The 18475-nt window shown below is 59.0% G+C and carries 19 protein-coding genes and 1 pseudogene; 10 read left to right on the top strand and 10 right to left on the bottom strand.

The features are described 5' to 3' along the window. Nucleotide 1 precedes the first annotated feature (1 nt). Both NVV72_19445 and NVV72_19440 read left to right on the top strand, forming a co-directional pair. Nucleotides 2-328: a hypothetical protein gene (locus NVV72_19445; protein MCR6661382.1), complete on the top strand. Its 327-nt coding sequence runs from the start codon at nucleotides 2-4 to the stop codon at nucleotides 326-328. Beyond that, complete coding sequence (locus tag NVV72_19440; protein MCR6661381.1) at nucleotides 318-539, top strand: YdeI/OmpD-associated family protein; 222 nt, start codon at nucleotides 318-320, stop codon at nucleotides 537-539. The genes NVV72_19445 and NVV72_19440 overlap by 11 nt, the downstream gene beginning before the upstream one ends. Here the strand turns inward: NVV72_19440 and NVV72_19435 are convergent. Then, nucleotides 536-1282 (bottom strand): CPBP family intramembrane metalloprotease, encoded by a 747-nt coding sequence (locus NVV72_19435; protein ID MCR6661380.1) that lies wholly within the window; start codon nucleotides 1280-1282, stop codon nucleotides 536-538. The two genes, NVV72_19440 and NVV72_19435, sit on opposite strands and share 4 nt — an antisense overlap. Before the next feature lie 83 nt (nucleotides 1283-1365). Then, nucleotides 1366-2253, bottom strand: coding sequence for an oxygen-dependent coproporphyrinogen oxidase (hemF, locus tag NVV72_19430; protein MCR6661379.1), 888 nt, complete (start codon nucleotides 2251-2253; stop codon nucleotides 1366-1368). A gap of 121 nt (nucleotides 2254-2374) precedes the next feature. Between hemF and hemN the strand changes: the two genes are divergently transcribed. Further along, nucleotides 2375-3760 carry an oxygen-independent coproporphyrinogen III oxidase gene (gene hemN, locus NVV72_19425; protein ID MCR6661378.1) on the top strand — a complete coding sequence of 462 codons (1386 nt, stop codon included), beginning with the start codon at nucleotides 2375-2377 and terminating at the stop codon, nucleotides 3758-3760. Here hemN and NVV72_19420 read toward each other — a convergent pair. After that, nucleotides 3742-4224: a tRNA (cytidine(34)-2'-O)-methyltransferase gene (locus tag NVV72_19420; GenBank protein ID MCR6661377.1), complete on the bottom strand. Its 483-nt coding sequence runs from the start codon at nucleotides 4222-4224 to the stop codon at nucleotides 3742-3744. The two genes, hemN and NVV72_19420, sit on opposite strands and share 19 nt — an antisense overlap. A gap of 354 nt (nucleotides 4225-4578) precedes the next feature. Here NVV72_19420 and petA point away from each other — a divergent pair, with 354 nt between their 5' ends. The 4 genes from petA to NVV72_19400 all read left to right on the top strand — a co-directional run bounded on the left by petA (nucleotide 4579) and on the right by NVV72_19400 (nucleotide 8433). Then, nucleotides 4579-5112, top strand: a complete 534-nt coding sequence (petA, locus tag NVV72_19415) for a ubiquinol-cytochrome c reductase iron-sulfur subunit (GenBank protein MCR6661376.1) — start codon at nucleotides 4579-4581, stop codon at nucleotides 5110-5112. Further along, on the top strand, nucleotides 5113-6423 hold the full coding sequence (locus NVV72_19410; GenBank protein ID MCR6661375.1) for a cytochrome b N-terminal domain-containing protein: 1311 nt from the start codon (nucleotides 5113-5115) through the stop codon (nucleotides 6421-6423). It begins immediately after the preceding gene. A gap of 17 nt (nucleotides 6424-6440) precedes the next feature. Further along, nucleotides 6441-7292, top strand: a complete 852-nt coding sequence (locus tag NVV72_19405; protein MCR6661374.1) for a cytochrome c1 — start codon at nucleotides 6441-6443, stop codon at nucleotides 7290-7292. 241 nt (nucleotides 7293-7533) lie between these two features. Beyond that, complete coding sequence (locus NVV72_19400) at nucleotides 7534-8433, top strand: hypothetical protein (GenBank protein ID MCR6661373.1); 900 nt, start codon at nucleotides 7534-7536, stop codon at nucleotides 8431-8433. An 8-nt stretch (nucleotides 8434-8441) separates the two neighbouring features. On the opposite strand, the pseudogene ychF reads toward NVV72_19400, so the two are convergent. Further along, nucleotides 8442-9555, bottom strand: a pseudogene (gene ychF / locus NVV72_19395) (redox-regulated ATPase YchF). Between the two features lie 257 nt (nucleotides 9556-9812). On the opposite strand from ychF, the gene NVV72_19390 reads away from it, so the two are divergent. Beyond that, nucleotides 9813-10070 (top strand): DUF6289 family protein, encoded by a 258-nt coding sequence (locus NVV72_19390; GenBank protein ID MCR6661372.1) that lies wholly within the window; start codon nucleotides 9813-9815, stop codon nucleotides 10068-10070. Between the two features lie 87 nt (nucleotides 10071-10157). Here NVV72_19390 and pth read toward each other — a convergent pair whose 3' ends face one another. Beyond that, nucleotides 10158-10787, bottom strand: coding sequence for an aminoacyl-tRNA hydrolase (pth, locus tag NVV72_19385; protein MCR6661371.1), 630 nt, complete (start codon nucleotides 10785-10787; stop codon nucleotides 10158-10160). 299 nt (nucleotides 10788-11086) lie between these two features. Between pth and NVV72_19380 the strand changes: the two genes are divergently transcribed. Then, nucleotides 11087-12040, top strand: coding sequence for a transposase (locus NVV72_19380; protein MCR6661370.1), 954 nt, complete (start codon nucleotides 11087-11089; stop codon nucleotides 12038-12040). Nucleotides 12041-12069: 29 nt separating this feature from the next. Here NVV72_19380 and NVV72_19375 read toward each other — a convergent pair whose 3' ends face one another. From NVV72_19375 to NVV72_19365, 3 genes are all read right to left on the bottom strand, one after another. After that, nucleotides 12070-12678 (bottom strand): 50S ribosomal protein L25/general stress protein Ctc, encoded by a 609-nt coding sequence (locus NVV72_19375; protein ID MCR6661369.1) that lies wholly within the window; start codon nucleotides 12676-12678, stop codon nucleotides 12070-12072. 154 nt (nucleotides 12679-12832) lie between these two features. Next, nucleotides 12833-14128, bottom strand: a complete 1296-nt coding sequence (locus tag NVV72_19370) for a hypothetical protein (protein MCR6661368.1) — start codon at nucleotides 14126-14128, stop codon at nucleotides 12833-12835. Between the two features lie 289 nt (nucleotides 14129-14417). After that, a complete protein-coding gene (locus NVV72_19365; GenBank protein ID MCR6661367.1) occupies nucleotides 14418-15353 on the bottom strand; it encodes a ribose-phosphate pyrophosphokinase in 936 nt (311 codons plus the stop codon). A gap of 215 nt (nucleotides 15354-15568) precedes the next feature. Between NVV72_19365 and NVV72_19360 the strand changes: the two genes are divergently transcribed. Then, the gene (locus tag NVV72_19360; GenBank protein MCR6661366.1) at nucleotides 15569-16381 is read left to right on the top strand and encodes a hypothetical protein; all 813 of its coding nucleotides are present in this window, start codon (nucleotides 15569-15571) and stop codon (nucleotides 16379-16381) included. Here NVV72_19360 and pgeF read toward each other — a convergent pair whose 3' ends face one another. Both pgeF and NVV72_19350 read right to left on the bottom strand, forming a co-directional pair. Next, a complete protein-coding gene (gene pgeF / locus NVV72_19355; GenBank protein ID MCR6661365.1) occupies nucleotides 16382-17161 on the bottom strand; it encodes a peptidoglycan editing factor PgeF in 780 nt (259 codons plus the stop codon). It abuts the gene before it with no gap. A 163-nt stretch (nucleotides 17162-17324) separates the two neighbouring features. Beyond that, nucleotides 17325-18419, bottom strand: a complete 1095-nt coding sequence (locus NVV72_19350; GenBank protein MCR6661364.1) for an SAM-dependent methyltransferase — start codon at nucleotides 18417-18419, stop codon at nucleotides 17325-17327. Nucleotides 18420-18475: the final 56 nt, after the last annotated feature.

Below are 18475 nucleotides of genomic sequence, written 5' to 3'. Positions count from 1 at the left end.
GGTGGTTGATCCAACCTACGGTATTCATTTTATGCTAATGGTTGGTGCCGTTGTTCTGGTTGTTGCACTAACCGGCTTATATGCCGTTATATTTGCGCCTGTTTTTCAAGGTTATATAAATTGGTATAATATTCGAAATCCTGACCGTAAATTTTTCCCAACCCCTAACACTCCGTTTGAAATTTTTTCTCAAAAAATCGAGCCTGATATGGACGACAGGCTTAAGAAAGGGTTGCGCACCTACAAAACTGTATTCGGCGGCTTTTGGCTTGCGCTAGCGCTAGTTATGGCTGTCTGTGCAATACGTGATCTGTTTCATGGCTGGTGAAATCCATTCCATGCCGGAGGATATCCGCAAGCTGTTGAAGGGGCGAGGTCTGTACGAGCGCTATGAAGCGCGGCCACCTTACCAGCAGAACGATTATCTCGGCTGGATAGAACAAGCAAAACGCGAGGGCACACGGCATAAGCGTATCGAGCAGATGCTGGACGAACTGAAGGCTGGCGGCCTCTATATGAAAATGCGCTGGACGGGTTAAGTCGTTTCGATTGGTTTGGGCCAGAGCCATATGATGGCCGCCGTCACGAGATGGGCTCCCGCCGATAACCATACGGTTGGCCCCGTATTGTTCAGGGTGACAAAGGTGTCCAACAGGGCGTTGCTAAGGTTCCAGCCCCAATGCAGACCGACCGCTGCCCACAGACTGCGCCATTTCCATGCCGCTGCGGCGTAGGCAATGCCGAAACAGAAGAGGCGTATCCATTCCCGCGGGTCAGCAAGGTGGAAAACGTGATTGAGCACATAGATCAGACTGGTGGCCAGAATAAAGCTCCAGCCGGCCCACCTTATCCGTGCCGCCTCAAGCCAGAAACCGCGCGTGAGGATATCCTCCGCAACTGACGGTATGAAGGTGATGACCGCCGCGCCGAGTAATACCAGCGGCAGGGCCTGAGCGTGAGCGGGCGATGGGGTGCCAATTGCATATATGCCAGTGTTGAGCCCCCAAAAGACAGCCGCCAGGCGGACTGCCCCCATCAGCAACAGCCCGCCAAGTAAGAGACGCAGGGCTGGCCATTTCAGACTGAGGGCGTAGGCGTCGAAGCCTTTGTAACCAAGCAGTCTTCCAACTGGCCAGGCGACGATAAAGGCAGCGACCATCAGACTGGCGGCAAGGACATCGTTATGGAGCAGTCGCGCACCGATGGCTTCTGACGACTGATACAGCAAGAACAGAATGACGAAGCCCGCAACAAGGCGCAGGCGTGAAGAAGATATGGTCATTCGACAAGAATGTTACAGTTCTAACTATATCGTCAAGAGGCTCAGGGCCACTTCACCGCTTTTATGGCTTGTGGCAATAAGACCTACGGCCATTTTACGACTGGCGGCATGGACGACATGATTGATGGCACATAACCGCCTGTTTTCAAACCGAAAATCGTACCCCGGTCATACAAGAGGTTGAACTCGACATAGCGGCCGCGCTGGATCAGTTGCGCCTCACGGTCGTCTTCTGTCCATGATTGATTGAAACGCCCGCGCACGATCTGCGGATAGACGGCGAGGAAGGCCCGGCCGACATCCTGAGTGAAAGCGAAATCGGCGGCATGGTCGCCGCTGTTCAGGTGATCGTAGAAAATACCGCCGACGCCGCGCGGCTCGTTGCGGTGGGGCAGGAAGAAATAGTCCTCGCACCACGCCCGGAATTTTTCATAATAGGCTGGATCGGCGACATCGCACACCTCGCGGAACGCCTTGTGGAAGGCGATCGCATCGGGGGCCTCGGCATGGCGATCAGCCGCCATCAGCGGGGTCAGGTCGGCGCCGCCGCCGAACCAGCTTTGGGTGGTGGTTATAAAGCGCGTATTCATATGCACGGCCGGCACATGCGGATTGGTCATGTGGGCGATCAGCGAAATGCCGGTGGCATGGAAGCGCGGATCGATGTCGGCACCAGGGATCGATTTGGCGAATTCCGGTGAGAAACTGCCGTGGACCGTCGAGATATGCACGCCGACCTTTTCGAACAGCCGGCCCTTCATGATCGACATCTCGCCGCCGCCACCGGCTTCGCGGTTCCACGGTGTGCGCTCGAAACGGCCAGCGGTTTCGCCATAGAGCGCGGCCGGGGCTTCGTCCTCCAGTTGCTCGAAGGCAGCGCAGATCGAATCGCGCAAAGAACGGAACCACGCGGCGGCCTGGGCCTGACGGTCGGCTAAAAGATCGGTGGGGAGGGGAGCGGTATGGGTCATGCCGTCGTGATAGCGCGGGCAGGCCGTACCTGCCACAGATATTTCATGCGGCGAATAGCCACATAATTACCATGGGAATTGTCGGCTATAATCGAGGCTCACCCGACGGGAGCCGACTTGCATGGTCGTTATAATTGAAAAGCCTCGTAACTGGCAGGAGCATGATCCGCGCCACCTGCTCGACCGTGAGGCGCCGCGTTACACCAGCTATCCTTCGGCCCATCATTTCAAGCCTTTATCGTCGGATATTCATGCCGGCTGGCTGCACGGCCTGTCTGCCGGCGGCAGTATCGGTCTCTATATCCATGTCCCCTATTGTGAGCAGATGTGCTGGTTCTGCGGCTGCAACACCCAGATAACGCGCCGCTATGACGCGATCGCGGCCTATGTCGATCAACTGGTCGCCGAGATCGCCCATGTCAGCCGCCAGATCGCCATGCGCCCTTACGTCCACAGCCTGCATTTTGGCGGCGGCTCGCCGGGTCTGCTCCAGGCGAAGGACATGGAACTGTTGTTCGATGTCCTGCGCGACCGGTTCGTCTTCCTGGCCGACGCCGAAATCTCCATCGAACTTGACCCGCGCCGGGTGACGCCGGAGATGGCGCGCGTCTATGCCGGACTGGGGTTCAATCGCGTCAGTCTGGGTTTGCAGGATACGGACCCGCAGGTGCAGAAGGCCATCAACCGCGTCCAGCCCATGCCGGTGGTGCGCGCCTGCGTCGATGCCCTGCGCGATGCCGGTATCAAGGCCCTTGGGCTCGACCTGATCTATGGCCTGCCGTTCCAGGATGAAGCCGCGTTCGGCTCCACCCTGGCCGATGCCTTAAGCCTGCATCCGGATCGCCTGAGCGGCTTTTCCTATGCCCATGTGCCGTGGGTGCGCAAGCATCAACGATTGATCGACACGGCCGCCCTGCCGGATGCCGCGCATAAGCTGATCCTGTTCGAGCGCATGACGGAAACCCTTGGTACGGCCGGGTATACACCGATTGGCATAGATCATTTCGCCCGTGCCGAGGATGGTCTGGCCGTCGCACTGAAGGGGCATCGTCTGCGCCGAAATTTCATGGGTTATACCGACCAGCCCAATGATCGCCTGCTGGCCTTCGGCGCGTCCGCCATCAGCGAATTTGACGAAGGGCTGGCGCAGAATGTCAGCCAGAGTGCCACCTATCAACGGTTGATCCGCGAAGGCGACCTGGCCACGGCGCGCGGCTGGGCCTATCGGGAGGATGACCGCGTGCGCAAAGCGGTGATCGCCGAACTGATGTGCTATTTCGAGGCCGATATCGGGGACATCCTCGTGCGCCACGGTATGGCGTTCAATGCGCTCGATGCTGAACTGGAACGCCTGAAGCCCCTGGAAGACCTGGGCGTGGTCGAGTGCCGTCGCCGGGTGGTGCGCCTGACATCGCCGCTGAAGATGCTGATTCGCAATGTCTGCGCCGTTTTCGACCGCTATATGGAACAGCCGGATGGCCAGGCGCGCTATTCCAGGGTGGCCTGACGAACCGGAAATCCGCCGGTCTGCCGCAGGGCCTCACCCAGCGCCATGCTGGCTGCGTTGATCACATTGATCGACCGGGCTTCCACGCTGATCGGGATGAACAGGCGGGCATCGGCGCGGGCATGAACCTCTTCCGGCACACCGGCGCTTTCGCGGCCCATCAGCAAGATATCTTCCGGCCGGAAGGTGAAATCATAGGCCGGTTCGGCCGATTTGGTGGTGAAAAGCACCAGCCGTGCCGCCGGTATATCCGTGCGCAGGAAACCGAGATAAGCTTCCCATGACACGTGGTGCGACACTTTGGCGCAGCGGCCATAATCCATGGCCGCACGCTTGATCGCCCTGTCGCCGAGCGGAAAACCGCACGGCTCGATGACATCGAGATCAATCTCGAAGGCCGCGCTCAGGCGAATAGCGGCGCCAAGGTTTTGCGGGATATCCGGCTGGTATAGCGCCAAGCGCATTGCGGTCTGCTCTTGCGGATAAGTGAAGCGTGGTGGCTGCGTTTTCACCGCTCCGGCGGGCAAATGTCCAGTCTAAAATGTCATGCTGCAAATCATTCGCAATGATTTGTCGGAAAAGCTATCCTGACGAAGGCAAAAATTAGACAAGAAAAGTGTTTTGGCGGTTTGTATCCGTCACTGAATTGTGGTTATAGACGCAGTTGGTATGAATATACGTGCCGGATTCTTGGCGTGTGCCTGTTGCAGAGCGTGTCTTTGTTAACGGAATCAGTCATGAGTGATTAAGAATTTTTGAGGGTGTCGGGCACGGGGCGTAAAATCCTGGTCCGGCTTGAGAAACGAAGAGGTGGCAAGGTGAGCGAACCTGTGACGGACGTCGGGCAAGATCCGAATCGTCGTGACTTTATCTACATTGCAGCCGGCGCGGGGGCTGTCGGCGCCGCGGCCATGGTGGCGGTGCCGCTTATCGGCCAGATGAATCCGGCGGCCGATACTCTGGCGCTCGCCTCGATCGAATACGATCTTTCCAAGGTGGAAGAGGGGATGCAGGCGGTCGTGAAATGGCGCGGCAAGCCCCTCTTTGTGCGTTATCGCACCAAGAAGGAAATCGCCGAAGCCAAGGCTGTAGATATCAAGACCCTGCGTGATCCGCAGACCGACGAGGAACGCGTCAAGGCCGGCCATGAGCAGTATCTCGTGCTGATCGGCGTCTGTACGCACCTGGGTTGCGTGCCCAATTTCGGCACCGGCGATTACGGCGGCTGGTTCTGCCCCTGCCACGGTTCGGAATACGACACCTCCGGCCGCATCCGCCAGGGACCGGCACCGAAGAACCTTGAAGTGCCTGAGTACACCTTCCTGTCCGACACCAAGATCAAGGTGGGCTAAATGAGCGATCATCCCTCGACCTATGAGCCGAAATCCGGCATTGAAAAGTGGCTGGATTCGCGCCTGCCGATCGTCCGCCTGGCCTATGACAGCTTCGTTGACTACCCGACCCCGAAGAACCTGAACTACTGGTGGACCTTTGGCGGCATCCTGTCGCTCTGCCTGGGCGTGCAGATCCTGACCGGCATTATCCTGGCCATGCACTATACGGCCAATGCCGACTTGGCATTCGATTCCGTCGAGCGCATCATGCGCGATGTCAACTATGGCTGGCTGATCCGTTACGTCCACGCCAACGGCGCGTCGATGTTCTTCTTCGCCGTCTATATCCACATGTTCCGCGGTCTCTATTATGGCTCCTACAAGGCGCCGCGCGAAGTGCTGTGGCTGCTCGGCTGCATCATCTACTTCCTGATGATCGCCACCGCCTTCATGGGCTACGTCTTGCCGTGGGGCCAGATGTCCTATTATGGCGCGGTCGTCATCACCAACCTGATCGGCGCCATCCCGGTGGTCGGCCCGTCGATCCTGACCTGGCTGCAGGGCGGTTTCGCGGTCGATAACCCGACGCTCAACCGCTTCTTCTCGCTGCACTACCTGCTGCCGTTCGTCATCGCCGGTGTGGTCGTCCTGCACATCTGGGCGCTGCATGTGGTGGGCCAGAACAATCCGACCGGCGTCGAGATCAAGTCCAAGGAAGACACCCTGCCGTTCACACCCTACGCCACGGTGAAGGATGGCCTGGCCATGATCTTCTTCCTGATCGTGTTTGCCGTGTTCGTCTTCTTCGCGCCGGACGCCATGGGCCATGCCGACAACTATGTGAAGGCGAACCCGCTGCAGACGCCGTCGCACATCGTGCCCGAATGGTACATGCTGCCCTTCTACGCCATCCTGCGCGCCATCACCTTCGATATCGGGCCGATACCGGCGAAGCTTCTGGGCGTCACCGCCATGTTCGGCGCTATCGCCCTGATCTTCGCCCTGCCGTGGCTGGATACCTCCAAGGTCAAGTCGATGCGCTACCGTCCGGTCATGCGTTGGTTCTTCGTCCTGTTCGTCCTGGCCTGTATCGGCCTTGGCTGGTGCGGCGGGCAACTGCCGGATAACCTTGTGTTCTCGATCACCACGGATGCCCATGGCAATCCCCTCGGCCTCAAGGTCGTCTGGCTGTCGCAGATGCTGTCCGTCTATTATTTCGCCTTCTTCCTGATCATCATGCCGTGGATCGGCCTGAAGGAAGACCCGCTGCCCGTGCCGGCCTCGATTTCCGAAGCTGTCCTGGCCGCCCACGCCAAGACAAAGGGCTAAGTCACATGAATAGCTTTATGACGAAAACCCTCAAGGTGGTGGCCGGTCTGGCCGTGGTTGTCTCCCTGACCGCCAGCGTTCATGCCGTGGCCAGCGAAGGCTTCAAGGAGCCGGAGGATCACCACTTCACCTTTGAAGGGCCATTCGGTTCGTTCGATCAGGCGCAGTTGCAGCGCGGTTACAAGGTCTATCGTGAGGTCTGCTCGGCCTGTCACTCGATGCACCTGATGTCGTTCCGCAACCTCGGTCAGAAGGGCGGCCCCTTCTACGATCCGAAGTACAAGACCCCGAATGACAATCCGGTGGTGAAGCAGATCGCCTCGGAATTCGACATCGCCGACATCGATCCGGATACCGGTGATGAGATCACCCGCAAGGCCACAACCTCGGATCGCTTCCCGTCGCCGTTCAAGAACGAGGAAGCCGCCAAGGCCTCCAACAGCGGTGCCATTCCGCCCGACCTGTCGGTGATCACTAAGGCGCGTGAAGGCGGCGCCAACTATGTCGCCTCCATGTTGGCGGGATTCCAGCCGGCCCCGGCCGGTTTGGAGGTCGCGGCGACCCAGCACTATAACCCCTATGTCCACGGCGCTCTGGCGACTTCCTGGAAGGGCGACCCGCACAAGGTGCCGCTGGGTGGCGTCCTGGCCATGCCGCCCCCTCTGGCGGATGACAAGGTGGCCTACGACGATGGCACCAAGGCGACCCTGAAACAGGAAGCCCAGGATGTCGCGGCTTTCCTCGAATGGGCCGCCGACCCACACGCCACTGAGCGCAAGCAGATGGGCGTATCGGTCATCCTGTTCCTGCTGCTGATGGCCGGCGTGACCTATGCGGCGTACCGTCAGGTCTGGCGCGGCAAACACTGATAGCCCTACTGTGACGGGCTGCAAATGACTGTCTTTCTGCGATACGGTGCTCATGTACTGAAGTACACTCCGCTCCGTTTCTCGAAAGCCAATCATTTTCGCCACGCCACAGCGGGCTATCCCGTTCCAGCTAAAGATAAGCAAAAGCCCGTCGGAGTGATCCGGCGGGCTTTTACATTGATCTACCTTGGCGGTGGTGGCCTGTTTATGATACCTATGTTTGAAATAGCAGGGGGCGGGGATGAAAATAGCAATTGGTTGGATCGGCCTGGCGATATGGCTTTCAGGGGCGCTATGTTCTGGTGCTGTTGCTGCACAGCCGCCGAAAACGCTTCCTGCCGCACCCGCTTCAGACCCGGACATGAAGCGAATTTACGACGCCGATCAGGCGGATCGTTCCGTTGACATCGCCAAAATAGACTGGGCCGTCGTGGGGCCGCGGGATGCCGCACGCCACGTTGAGGTGCGGCAGTTGCTGGCTGAGGGGCGGTTGCATACGGGCGCTGATTTTGTCGAGGCGGCATTGGTGTTCCAACATAGTACCACCTCTGATGATTTTCTCCTCGCCCATACGCTTGCGGTTATCGCCACAAAAAAGGGCGACCCTGGCGGGCCATGGATCGCAGCGGCGACACTGGACCGCTATCTCCAAACCATCGGCCAGAAGCAGATCTATGGCACCCAGATGAGTACGGACCTCAATGGCTGGACAAGAGGGGCCTATGACAGCGGTCTGATCAGCGATGCGTTGCGCAAAGAGTTGGGCGTGCCGGATTTGGCCGGCCAGGCCAAGCAGCTTGAAGAGCGACAAGCGTCAGGCGCGCCACCGGTCATTGTGACGCCTACGGAGGCCCCTCAATCTCCGGTAAAAGCCGATATCAAGTGCGAGACCGGGCCTGTAATGCGAGTCTTCGGGCGGACCTCATGGCAGGTCTTTTCGTGTGATAACGGTGGACTGCTGGCTCTCGATAGCGGTCCACCTCCGGGCACGATTTTCGTCACGGTTATCGGTGGAAAAGTCGTCGCTGGGGGGCAAGGTGGCGATGATGCCGAGGTGAAGGTCGCTACGGCCGCTTTTGAAGCCATGACTGAGGCGCAAATCGCAGACATTATTGCGCAGACACGGCAAGTTAGCCGATAGTTCTCACACTAGACGTTAAACCGGAAGTTCATCACGTCGCCGTCCTTGACCAGATATTCCTTTCCTTCCTGGCGGAACTTGCCGTGTTCCTTGGCGCCGGCTTCGCCGTTATACTTGACGAAGTCGTCATAGGCGATGGTTTCGGCGCGGATAAAGCCCTTTTCGAAATCGGTGTGGATGACGCCGGCGGCCTGCGGGGCGGTGTCGCCGACATGGATGGTCCAGGCGCGGGCTTCCTTGGGGCCGACCGTGAAATAGGATTGCAGGCCCAGCAGTTTGTAGGCCTCGCGGATCAGGCGGTTGAGGCCGGGCTCTTCCAGGCCGAGCGTCTCCAGGAACTCCTTGCGCTCGTCGGCGTCCAGCAGGGCGATTTCGGATCTCGATCTGCGCCGAGATGACGACGCTGTTGGCGTGGTCGGCCTTGGCCCGTTCAGCGACTTTCGTGGAGAGTTCGTTGCCTGTTGCGGCGGCATCTTCTTCCACATTGCAGACATAGAGCGCCGGTTTGGAGGTCAGCAGTTGCAGCATCTCCCAAGCCTTGGTGTCTTCCTTGGAAATCTTACCCTTCTCATAGGCAATGCGGGCCGGACGGCCGTTGCGCAGTTCTTCCAGCGCGGCATTGATCAGTGAGACGGTGAGGGCAGCTTCCTTGTCGCCACCGGATTTGGCGCGCTTTTCCAGGTTCGGCAGACGCTTTTCGAGCGATTCCAGGTCGGCCAGCATCAGCTCGGTTTCGATGATTTCGAGGTCGCTGATCGGATCGATGCGGCCTTCGACATGGGTGATATCGGTATTGACGAAGCAGCGCGCCACGAAGGCGACGGCGTCACAATCACGTATATTGGCCAGGAACTGGTTGCCGAGGCCCTCGCCCTTTGAGGCGCCGCGCACGAGGCCGGCGATATCGACGAAGTTCATGCGCGCCGGAATGATTTCCTTCGAGCCGACAATTTTCGCCAGCACCTCAAGGCGTGGTTCCGGCACGGCCACATCGCCGGTATTGGGCTCGATGGTGCAGAAGGGATAGTTGGCGGCCTGGGCCGAAGCGGTCTGGGTCAGGGCGTTGAACAGGGTGGACTTGCCGACATTGGGCAGACCGACGATAGCGACTTTAAGGGCCATGGATCAGGAGCTTCGTATGGAATGAAAACAGTTGGCCGTCCCCTAAAGCATTTTGGCTTGCGGGACCAGAGGCTGGGCGAATTCGGGCGATTTAATTGCTAATACTTTATTTCCGCAGAAACGTATTTGCAATCATGGGGTTATTTTTATCTTTGGTAAATTCAACTTTAAGTATTTTGTTTATGTAAAAGTGTGGTATCCAGATAGCATTCCGGGACAATCGTTTCACGTTCATTTCAAACAATTTGGAGAATGCTATGAAACTGTTCAAAACAGCGGCACTGGCCGTGGCTGTCTCGATGGTAGGGCTGGCGGTTGTCGGCGATGCGATAGCTTTGCCCGTAGAGCAATATGTTTATACATATTATTCAGATGCCAGCCATTCAAATGAAGTCGGTTACAAATGGTTATTATGCGGTGGTGAGCATGGGACAACCGGCACTATAACGGCTTATTATACCGTTGAAAAATTTAATTGCGACGGATGTAATAGCAATACATACCCTATTTGCTGATATGTATGAGCCAGACTTGTAATAGAAACTCTTTATTCAAGTCTGGCTTATGACACGGAAGCCTATTCTCAAACAAGTGAACTGATTTCAGTCTTTCTGCGCATTCAACTGCCGTGTATCGAGCTTGGGTGCCGGGGCCAGGCGCATCACCTCGGTGGTGTAGCGCTCGGCGGCATCGGGCAGGCCGGAAAGCAGCACGGGCAGGGCGCGCACGCACGCATCATTCATGGCATTGACCCACGCCTGATCCGACTTGCCGAAATCCCCCAGCACCCAATGCAGCACATCTTCCTTGGCGCCGGGGTGGCCTATGCCCATGCGGCCGCGCATGAAGTTGGGGCCGATATTGGCCATGATCGAGCGCAGGCCGTTGTGGCCGGCATGGCCACCACCCAGTTTCATGCGCAGGCGGCCGGGGGCGAGGTCCAGTTCATCGTGGAAAACGATCACGCGTTCCGGCTTGATCTTGTAGAACTGCATAGCCTTCTGCACGCTCTGGCCGGAGAGATTCATGAAGGTCTGCGGCTTGAGCGCCAGCACTTTTTCCATGCCTTTAGAGTCTCGATCTGGCCATCGGAGGTGATGCCGTCGAAGGCTTTCTTTTTCCGGGCCGAAAGTGGCGCCGCGGATCAGTTCGTCGATCATCATGAAGCCGATATTATGGCGGTTCTTCGCGTATTGCGCACCGGGATTGCCAAGGCCAACGATAAGGTACACAGACGACTCCGAAAACTTATGGGGTGTGGGGTCTGTGACCCCACAAACCTTTTTAGTCAATAAAAAAGCCCCGCCCGAAAAGGGCGAAGCTTTTTTATTGAATAAAAAGACTTGGGGCCACAGGCCCCAAACCCTGTCTGTTGTGGGTATGCTATTGTGAAGATCGCCGCCGGGAGACTGTCCAAACCCCGATCCCTTAGAGATCGTTTCTGGGCTCAGTCCCCGGCAGCTTCACACCAAACCTGAACAGTTGCCAGGGGGCGGTCGCCACCGACCCCGTATTGACAAGGACAGGCCCCATGACCTTGCACCAATTTCCCATTGGCGTCGATGTTTCCAAAGCGACACTCGACATCTTCGACAGTCAAACTTCGCGTTACTTTCAGATCGATAACCACACTGATGCCATCACAGCCTGGCTGGATGGCCTCGACACCCAACGTCTTGTCGTGTTCGAAGCTACAAGCCGTGTTGACCAGACCCTGCACACAGAACTGGAGCGGCGTCAGGGTGCCTTTGTCCGCGTAAACCCCAGAGACGCCAGAGACTTTGCTAAAGCCTCAGGCCGACGCGCCAAGACAGACCGCGTTGATGCAGCCATGCTGGCCCATATGGCGCAGGCCCTAAAGCCGGCACCGTCACAACCTCGCTCGACCGAACGGGTTAGGCTCAGCCTGTATCTCAGCAGGCGCCGGCAGATGGTCGAAATGCGCAAGCAGGAACGTACCCGTAGACATCAGTTCTGCAATGATCCCTGGATATGCCAAAGCCTCGACCACATGCTCAGCATCCTTGATCAGCAAATCCGCAGCATTGAAGCCGTAATCCGCGAACTGATCGAGGCCAACTCTGACTTCCGCAAAGCCTCTGTCTGCCTGCAAAGTGCGCCAGGCATCGGACCGGTTACCGCAGCAACCCTGATCGCGGATTTGCCTGAGCTCGGACACAGAAACCGAAAACAGATCGCAAGCCTGACCGGACTGGCCCCTCATCCAAGGGATAGCGGAACATTCAGGGGAAAAAGAACCATCTGGGGCGGAAGGCGCCACATCCGCCACCTCCTCTTCGCCGCTGCCGTAACCGCAAGCCGATCAAAAGCCGACGTAAAAGACCGCTATCAGGCCCTCACAAGCAGAGGAAAACAAAAGAAGTGCGCCCTCATTGCCATTGCGAGGTGGATGATCACAGCACTCAACGCTATGATCGCTAAAAACTCAAACTGGCACACAAAAGAAATGGCGCAGATCACCTGATCCGCGCCACACTCAAACACAGTTGCCCATTAGCCTTCTGAGGCGGCAGCGGCTTCCGCCGCGTCTTCGCTCTTCGATGCGCCCGAGGCGGTGATCGAGGCAACGACTTCCGAGCCGGCGACATGCGCCCTGACGTCCGAAGGCAGCTTCAGGTCGGAGACGTGGACGCTCTGGCCGATTTCGAGGCCGGTCAGGTCAACGATGATGTCTTCCGGAATGTGGTCGGCCGGAACCAGGATTTCCAGTTCGTGGATGGCGACGTTCAGGGCAGCGCCCTTCTTCAGGCCGGGCGACAGTTCGTGGTTCTTGAAGTGAACCGGAACCGAGATCTTGATCTGGGCGTGTTCGTCAACGCGGTACAGGTCGAAGTGGATCGGCACATCGGTGACCGGGTGGAAGTCGATCGACTTGGCGATGACCTTCTGGGTTTCCGAACCGTACTTCAGGGTCACCAGGTGACCGTTCAGCTTGCCGGTATAGAGCGCCTTGCGGAATTCGTTCAGGTTGACGGCGATCGGCACCGGGGCCTTGTCACCACCATAGAGAATGCCCGGCACCTTGCCGGCATTGCGGGTTTCACGCGCGCCACCGCTGCCGGTGCGCTCACGTACTTCAACGTCAAGAATAATGTCGGCCATAGCCATAAACCTCAATAGAAATACGCCGGTACCACAATTGGCCCGGCGGTCCGAATTTCTGGAGGCGATCCCGATACACGACAATGCCCGGCAAAGCAACCGCTGCAAGGAAAAAAAGGCGGCACGCCCACTACTGGACGTGCCGCCTTAAGACCTAATCAGGCGCCAGGACTACTTTTTTCTTCTTGGCGGTCGTGGACGTTTTCTTCTTCGTTGCCTTCTTCACCGGCGCTGGCTTGAGGTAGGGCTTCGGATCGGCATAGGCCGAGGTGCCGTCCGCTTTGAAACCGACGCGGGTGACCGGCGCGAAGCTGAGCGCATTGCTCGACATCTTGCCCAGGCATTGGCCAGTATCCATCAGGACGTGCTGGCCGACACAGAAGACATCCTCATAGTGCGGCTTGGCGACTGCCAGACACTGATAGAGGTTGAGTTTGCTCATTTGCAGGCAGCGCTGGCCGTCGCCGTCATCCAGCAGACTGGTCAGGGTCGGCAGGTTGGTTTCGCCGCCTTCGCCAAGCAGGGCCAGGGCGGCGATCGTCAGGGCGCGGTTCACGGCCCGGGTGTAGGGCTGGTTGAACAGGTCCGGACGATCGAAGACGCTGGTCGCGGCCGAAGTCGCGCTAGCCTCGGCGGGGACAGGTGCCGTGCCCGCATCAGGGATCAGGGCGGGATTGCCGCCGTTAACCGGCGTGGCTTGCGTGGCCTGAACCGGCAGGCCAACCTGAACCGTGCTCTGGCCGGTGGACTGGCCGGTATCGGCGCTGGTGATGAGGCCCTGGCCGGAAAGGGCGGCGGCCAGCAACCGGGCGCTGTCATCCGACTGCACGCTGGCGAGCGTCACGGAATTGGCCTTGGCGAGCGCCAGGCGGCCGTCGCGGTCGGCCACGAATTCCTTGGACCATTTTTCATGCTGAATGTCATAGGCCGCCTGTTTGACGCCGGCGCCGGCCTTGTAGACGGATTGGCCGTCGCTTGATAGGGCCAGTATCATGCGGCGGGCGGCGGCATCAGCGCCGGGGATGACCGCGGCATAGGCGGGATCGGCAATCAGCTTGGCCTTGATATCGGCGCGTGTCGCGTCATTGGCGGCATAGGTGCGCATAATGGAGCGGAAAGCGGGCTCCTGCATGGCCACAATGGCAGCATAGGCCACAGCGCCGTGGGCAAGTTGGTTGGGTTCGAAGGATTCGGCTGAGGCGAGCTGAGCCTGAATGGCCGCGCCATCGGCATACTGGCCCTTCATGACCGAGACCTTCTCGATGTAATCCTTGTAGACGGCGGCGGCATCGGAGATTTCGCTGGCGAGGGCGACCGGCGGGCCGGCCGGTGCTGGCGGCGGCGGTGGTGGTGCCGGCGGCGGCGCATCGGTGGCGCAGCCGGCCAAGGTGATGGCAAAGCTAAGGGCGATCAGGCTGGTGCCAAAGCCCTTGGTGAGTGCCAGCTTCATACGTATATTCCCCTTTGAGTCCAAGGTGTCCGCAGCCGAAAGTGCCGGTCTGCGGCTAACGATTCCTATTGTGTGACGAAAGGCGCAAAGCCCCCTCAGAAAGGCTTAGCGCGTATGGCGCAGTGTTCAACAGCAAAAACGCCGAAATTATGACGCGGCGCAACTTAAGAGGTTAATGGTCGCGCAAGGAAAAACAGGCCATTGTTTAATAAAAACAATGGCCTGTCCGGTTAATTGTGCGGTATTTCAGACTTGACCTGTCACGAAAAGTTTTTCGTGAGTCGCTGGCTTAATCGAACAGTTTCGATACGGACTCTTCGTTGGCGATGCGGCGTATCGCTTCGCCGATCAGGGGGGCGACGCCGACGATGCGGACCTTCGGATGATTACGGATAGCTTCCGGGGCCTCGATGGAGTCGGTGATCACCAGTTCCTTCAGGACGGACTTGTCGACGCGGTTGATGGCTTCGCCCGACAGTACGCCGTGGCTGATATAGGCCGAAACCGAGGTGGCGCCGCGTTCAAGGATCGCCTTGGCCGCATTGACCAGGGTGCCGCCGGAGTCAACGATATCGTCGAACAGGATACAGTCGCGGCCGGTGACGTCGCCGATGATGTTCATGACTTCGGATTCGCCGGCGCGCGGGCGACGCTTGTCGACAATGGCGAGATCGCCGCCAAGACGATCAGCCAGGGCGCGGGCGCGGACCACGCCGCCGACATCCGGCGATACAATCATCAGGTCGGAGGCGTTTTTGTAATTGGCCTGAATGTCCTTGGCCATGAAGGGGATGGCGACCAGGTTGTCGGTCGGGATATCGAAGAAGCCCTGGATCTGGCCGGCGTGCAGGTCCATGGTCAGCACGCGGTGGGCGCCGGCGCGGGTGATCAGGTTGGCCACCAGCTTGGCCGAGATCGGCGTGCGGCCGCCGGTCTTGCGGTCCTGTCGGGCATAGCCGAAATAGGGGATGACGGCGGTGATGCGCTTGGCCGAGGCGCGGGTCAGGGCGTCTATGCAGATCAGCAGTTCCATCAGGTTGTCGTTGGCCGGGAAGCTGGTCGACTGGATGACGAAGACGTCTTCGCCGCGGACATTTTCATCGATGGTAACGAAGATTTCGTTGTCGGCGAAGCGCTGGACGCGCGCCTTGCACAGCGGCATGTCGAGATAATCACCGATATTCTGGGCCAGGGTCCGGTTGGAGTTGGCGGAGAGCAGTTTCATGGCGGGTTTTCCCGTAGCGGCTATGGAGGGATTGGTCATATGAGGCGGCTTTTAGCAGGTGAAAGCCGCGGTTCAAGACCAAAACGTCGTAAATAGTTAAAAATTGCCGGTCTGTGCTAAGCGGCTCATTGGGATGAAGTGGATTGCGGGTTCTGGACTTGTTGCAGCGGCCGGTTTGTGGATTAGATACCGGACAATCAAGGGGGGCGGATTCCATGCGCAAATCATACCATTATATCCTGGGTGCCTTCTGGGGCGCCATCTGGCTTGCCGCCTTGCCGGCCATGGCCGCTGTGCCGCAACCGTCACCGGGCACGCCGGTTACCGCCAATATGGGCGCGGTCACCGGCAATGGTGTCCTGACGGACCGTGATGGTCGTCCCCTGGGCACCTGGTCGGTCACGGCGGTTCTCAAAGGCGGGCAGTTCACCGGCAGTTCGACGGTCGTGATCCAGGGACAGACGGTAAACCTGCCTCTGGTCGCCAACCGGTCTTACCTCGAAAACAGTAGATGCGTCTTTTATTCGGAGCAGGACCGGGCCCATGTTGAACTGTCGGGGCCGTGTACATCAAACGGCATAGGCGGCTATCTCAATGCCTTCATCCCGGCGGGGGAGGTCTATTCGGTCAGCGGCTATGTCTCCGGTGCGCTGGCTTTCAAGGCGCCGGGCGCTGCGCCGACGGCCGGCATTGTGCCGAAAGGCCGGCTGACCTGCGCCTGGATGGAGCGCATGGGCGGCGTCGTGGCCGGACAGGACTACCACTATGAACTTCGCTACTCCAACATGGGCTTTCTGCAACTCAATCAGCAGGGCACTTATACGACCGCGAATACATCCGGCAAATGGGTGCGCGGCGCGGGCGACATCATCCGCCTGACCACCGGTCAGTTCGCCGGTGCAATCGGCCACCTCCAGCCCGACAAGTCGGGCCAGCCGGCGGTCTATTTCGAGCGCGACGAGAACCGCGATGCGCGCGATGTCCATATCGTCGATCCGCAGCGCACCAGTTGTACCGTCAAGCGCTGATCAGGCCCGGATCATGATGCAGGAAATCAGGCGGCCGTAATCCGGCTCGCCGGTTTTGACCGCGCGGCGGTTGGAATAGAACTGGGCCGCGTCGGCGCAGGTATCATGACCGGTGGAGGCTGTTTCAGCGCAGCCGGCGCGCTTCAGGCGCATCAGGCAGTAGCCGGGCAAGTCGAACATCCGCTTATCGAGGTCATTGGCCTGAATGAAGAAGGCTTTCGACTCCGGGTCTTCCTTCACGAAGGTCGCTTCGTAATCTGCGCTGACCTCATAGGAGGCTTGCTGAATGCACGGGCCGATGACGGCGCGGATGCGTTCCGTCTTGGCGCCCTGCTGGGCCATGGCCTTAAGCGTGGCCTCGATAACGCCGCCAAGCGCGCCCTTCCAGCCGGCATGACACGAACCGACGACGCGGCTTTGCGGATCGCAGAACAGGATCGGCGCGCAATCGGCCGAAAGCGCCGAGAGGATCACACCGGCGCGAGCGGTGACCAGGCCATCAGCTTCCGGTCGTTCGCCGGTGAAGGGCTCATTGACCTTGAGAGCAATGCTGGAATGGACCTGATAGAGACTTAGCAGGTAGTTTTCCGGGCGACCGAAAGAAGCGGCCACGCGCTTGCGGTTTTCCAGCACGGCGTCGGGTTCATCCTTTGAGCCGAGGCCGAGATTGAGGCTGCCGTAGAGATCCTGCGAAACGCCGCCGTGGCGGGTGAAGAAGCCGTGTTGAATCTGGGCGAGATCGAGAAGCGGGTGCAGGATACGCGAAGGCAGCAAGGACATGTAGGAAACCTGTTACTGTAAAAAGAGCCATAATCGCAAAGCCTTAGGGGCGCGACTTAAGCTATGGGAATGTCTGTGTGTGGCGTCGCCATCAAGGCGGACGGCTGCGGCGGTTTTGTGTCCGCCGGCGATTTAAAAGGCTCTTTTTGCGCCTGTTTTTATCCTACAGGGCGGTCACGTTCGCTTCAAGCGCGAAGAGGTTAACGCTGTCCGGAAAGGACAGGCCCAGAACCTTGAACAGGGTGCCCATCTGGTTGGGCGCCATGAGCCGGTCGTACTGGCGCTGGAGTTTTTCGGCCTGATCACGATTGCGTTCACGAAGCGCTGCGTGACGGGCATCGATGCCGAGGCGCTTCAGGAAATCACGCTGGGCGGTGATCGGGCTGACGGTGACACCCATTCGCGCCGCCGCCGCCGCGACCGCCGGGAAATCGGCCCAGACGGTCAGATCATGTTGGCCGGGCGCTTCGAGCGGATCATGTTTTTGATGGCGATAAAGCGCCTGGAGTGTGTCGCCAGGCTCTGGTTTGTCGCGGCCGTAATCGATCAGCAGGGCGGCGCCATTGGCCTTCTTGATCAGCAGGGCCAGGTTTTCGGCCAGCCGGTTCTGGGCAAGTGAAACTTCCACCAGATCGCCGATGGCGGCATCGAACGGCGGGACAAACTCTTGACCCGCTGGCACAAGCCCAAAGGCGAGCGCACCATCCTGCAGGCCGACGCAGCGCTCGAACCAGCCGGTTTCAGCGCGGATGAATTGCCGCGCCGGCAGGCAGTCGAGTAATTCATTGGCGATCACAATGACCGGCAGGTCTTCGGGCACGCCATCCAGCGAGGACACGAAGGCGGTGTCCGGCACCTTTTGGCCTTGCAGGGCGCGCAGGGGCGGCGAGATTTCGACCAGGGTGACTTCAGCGGCTTCGCGCAGGCCAGGCACAAGCTCGGCGACGCGCAGGATATCGCTCATCAGGGTGCCGTCGCCGCCGCCGATCTCAACCAGCCGGAAGGGGGCGGGTGATCCCATTGATAGCCAGGTCTGAGCCATCCAGACGCCGATCATTTCGCCGAACATTTGCGAGACCAGCGGCGCGGTGATGAAATCGCCATCCGCACCAAGCGCGGCATGTTTTGTGTAATAGCCGTCGATCGGATCGAGCAGACAGCGGGCCATATAGGCATCTACCGGCATTGGGCCTTCGAGCGTGATCTGCTCGATCAGGCGGTCTGTCAAAGGGGAAGAGGGGGCAGAGTCTGAAGGCATAATTGGATCGCTATAAAATCCTCCCCTCTTGGAGGGGAGGGGGACCGCGGAGCGGT

Origin of the sequence: Asticcacaulis sp. (assembly GCA_024707255.1) — a bacterium.
In the GTDB taxonomy this organism is placed as follows: domain Bacteria; phylum Pseudomonadota; class Alphaproteobacteria; order Caulobacterales; family Caulobacteraceae; genus Asticcacaulis.
The sequence above is the reverse complement of the archived record's forward strand: the minus strand, read 5'-3'. Positions and strand labels throughout refer to the sequence as shown.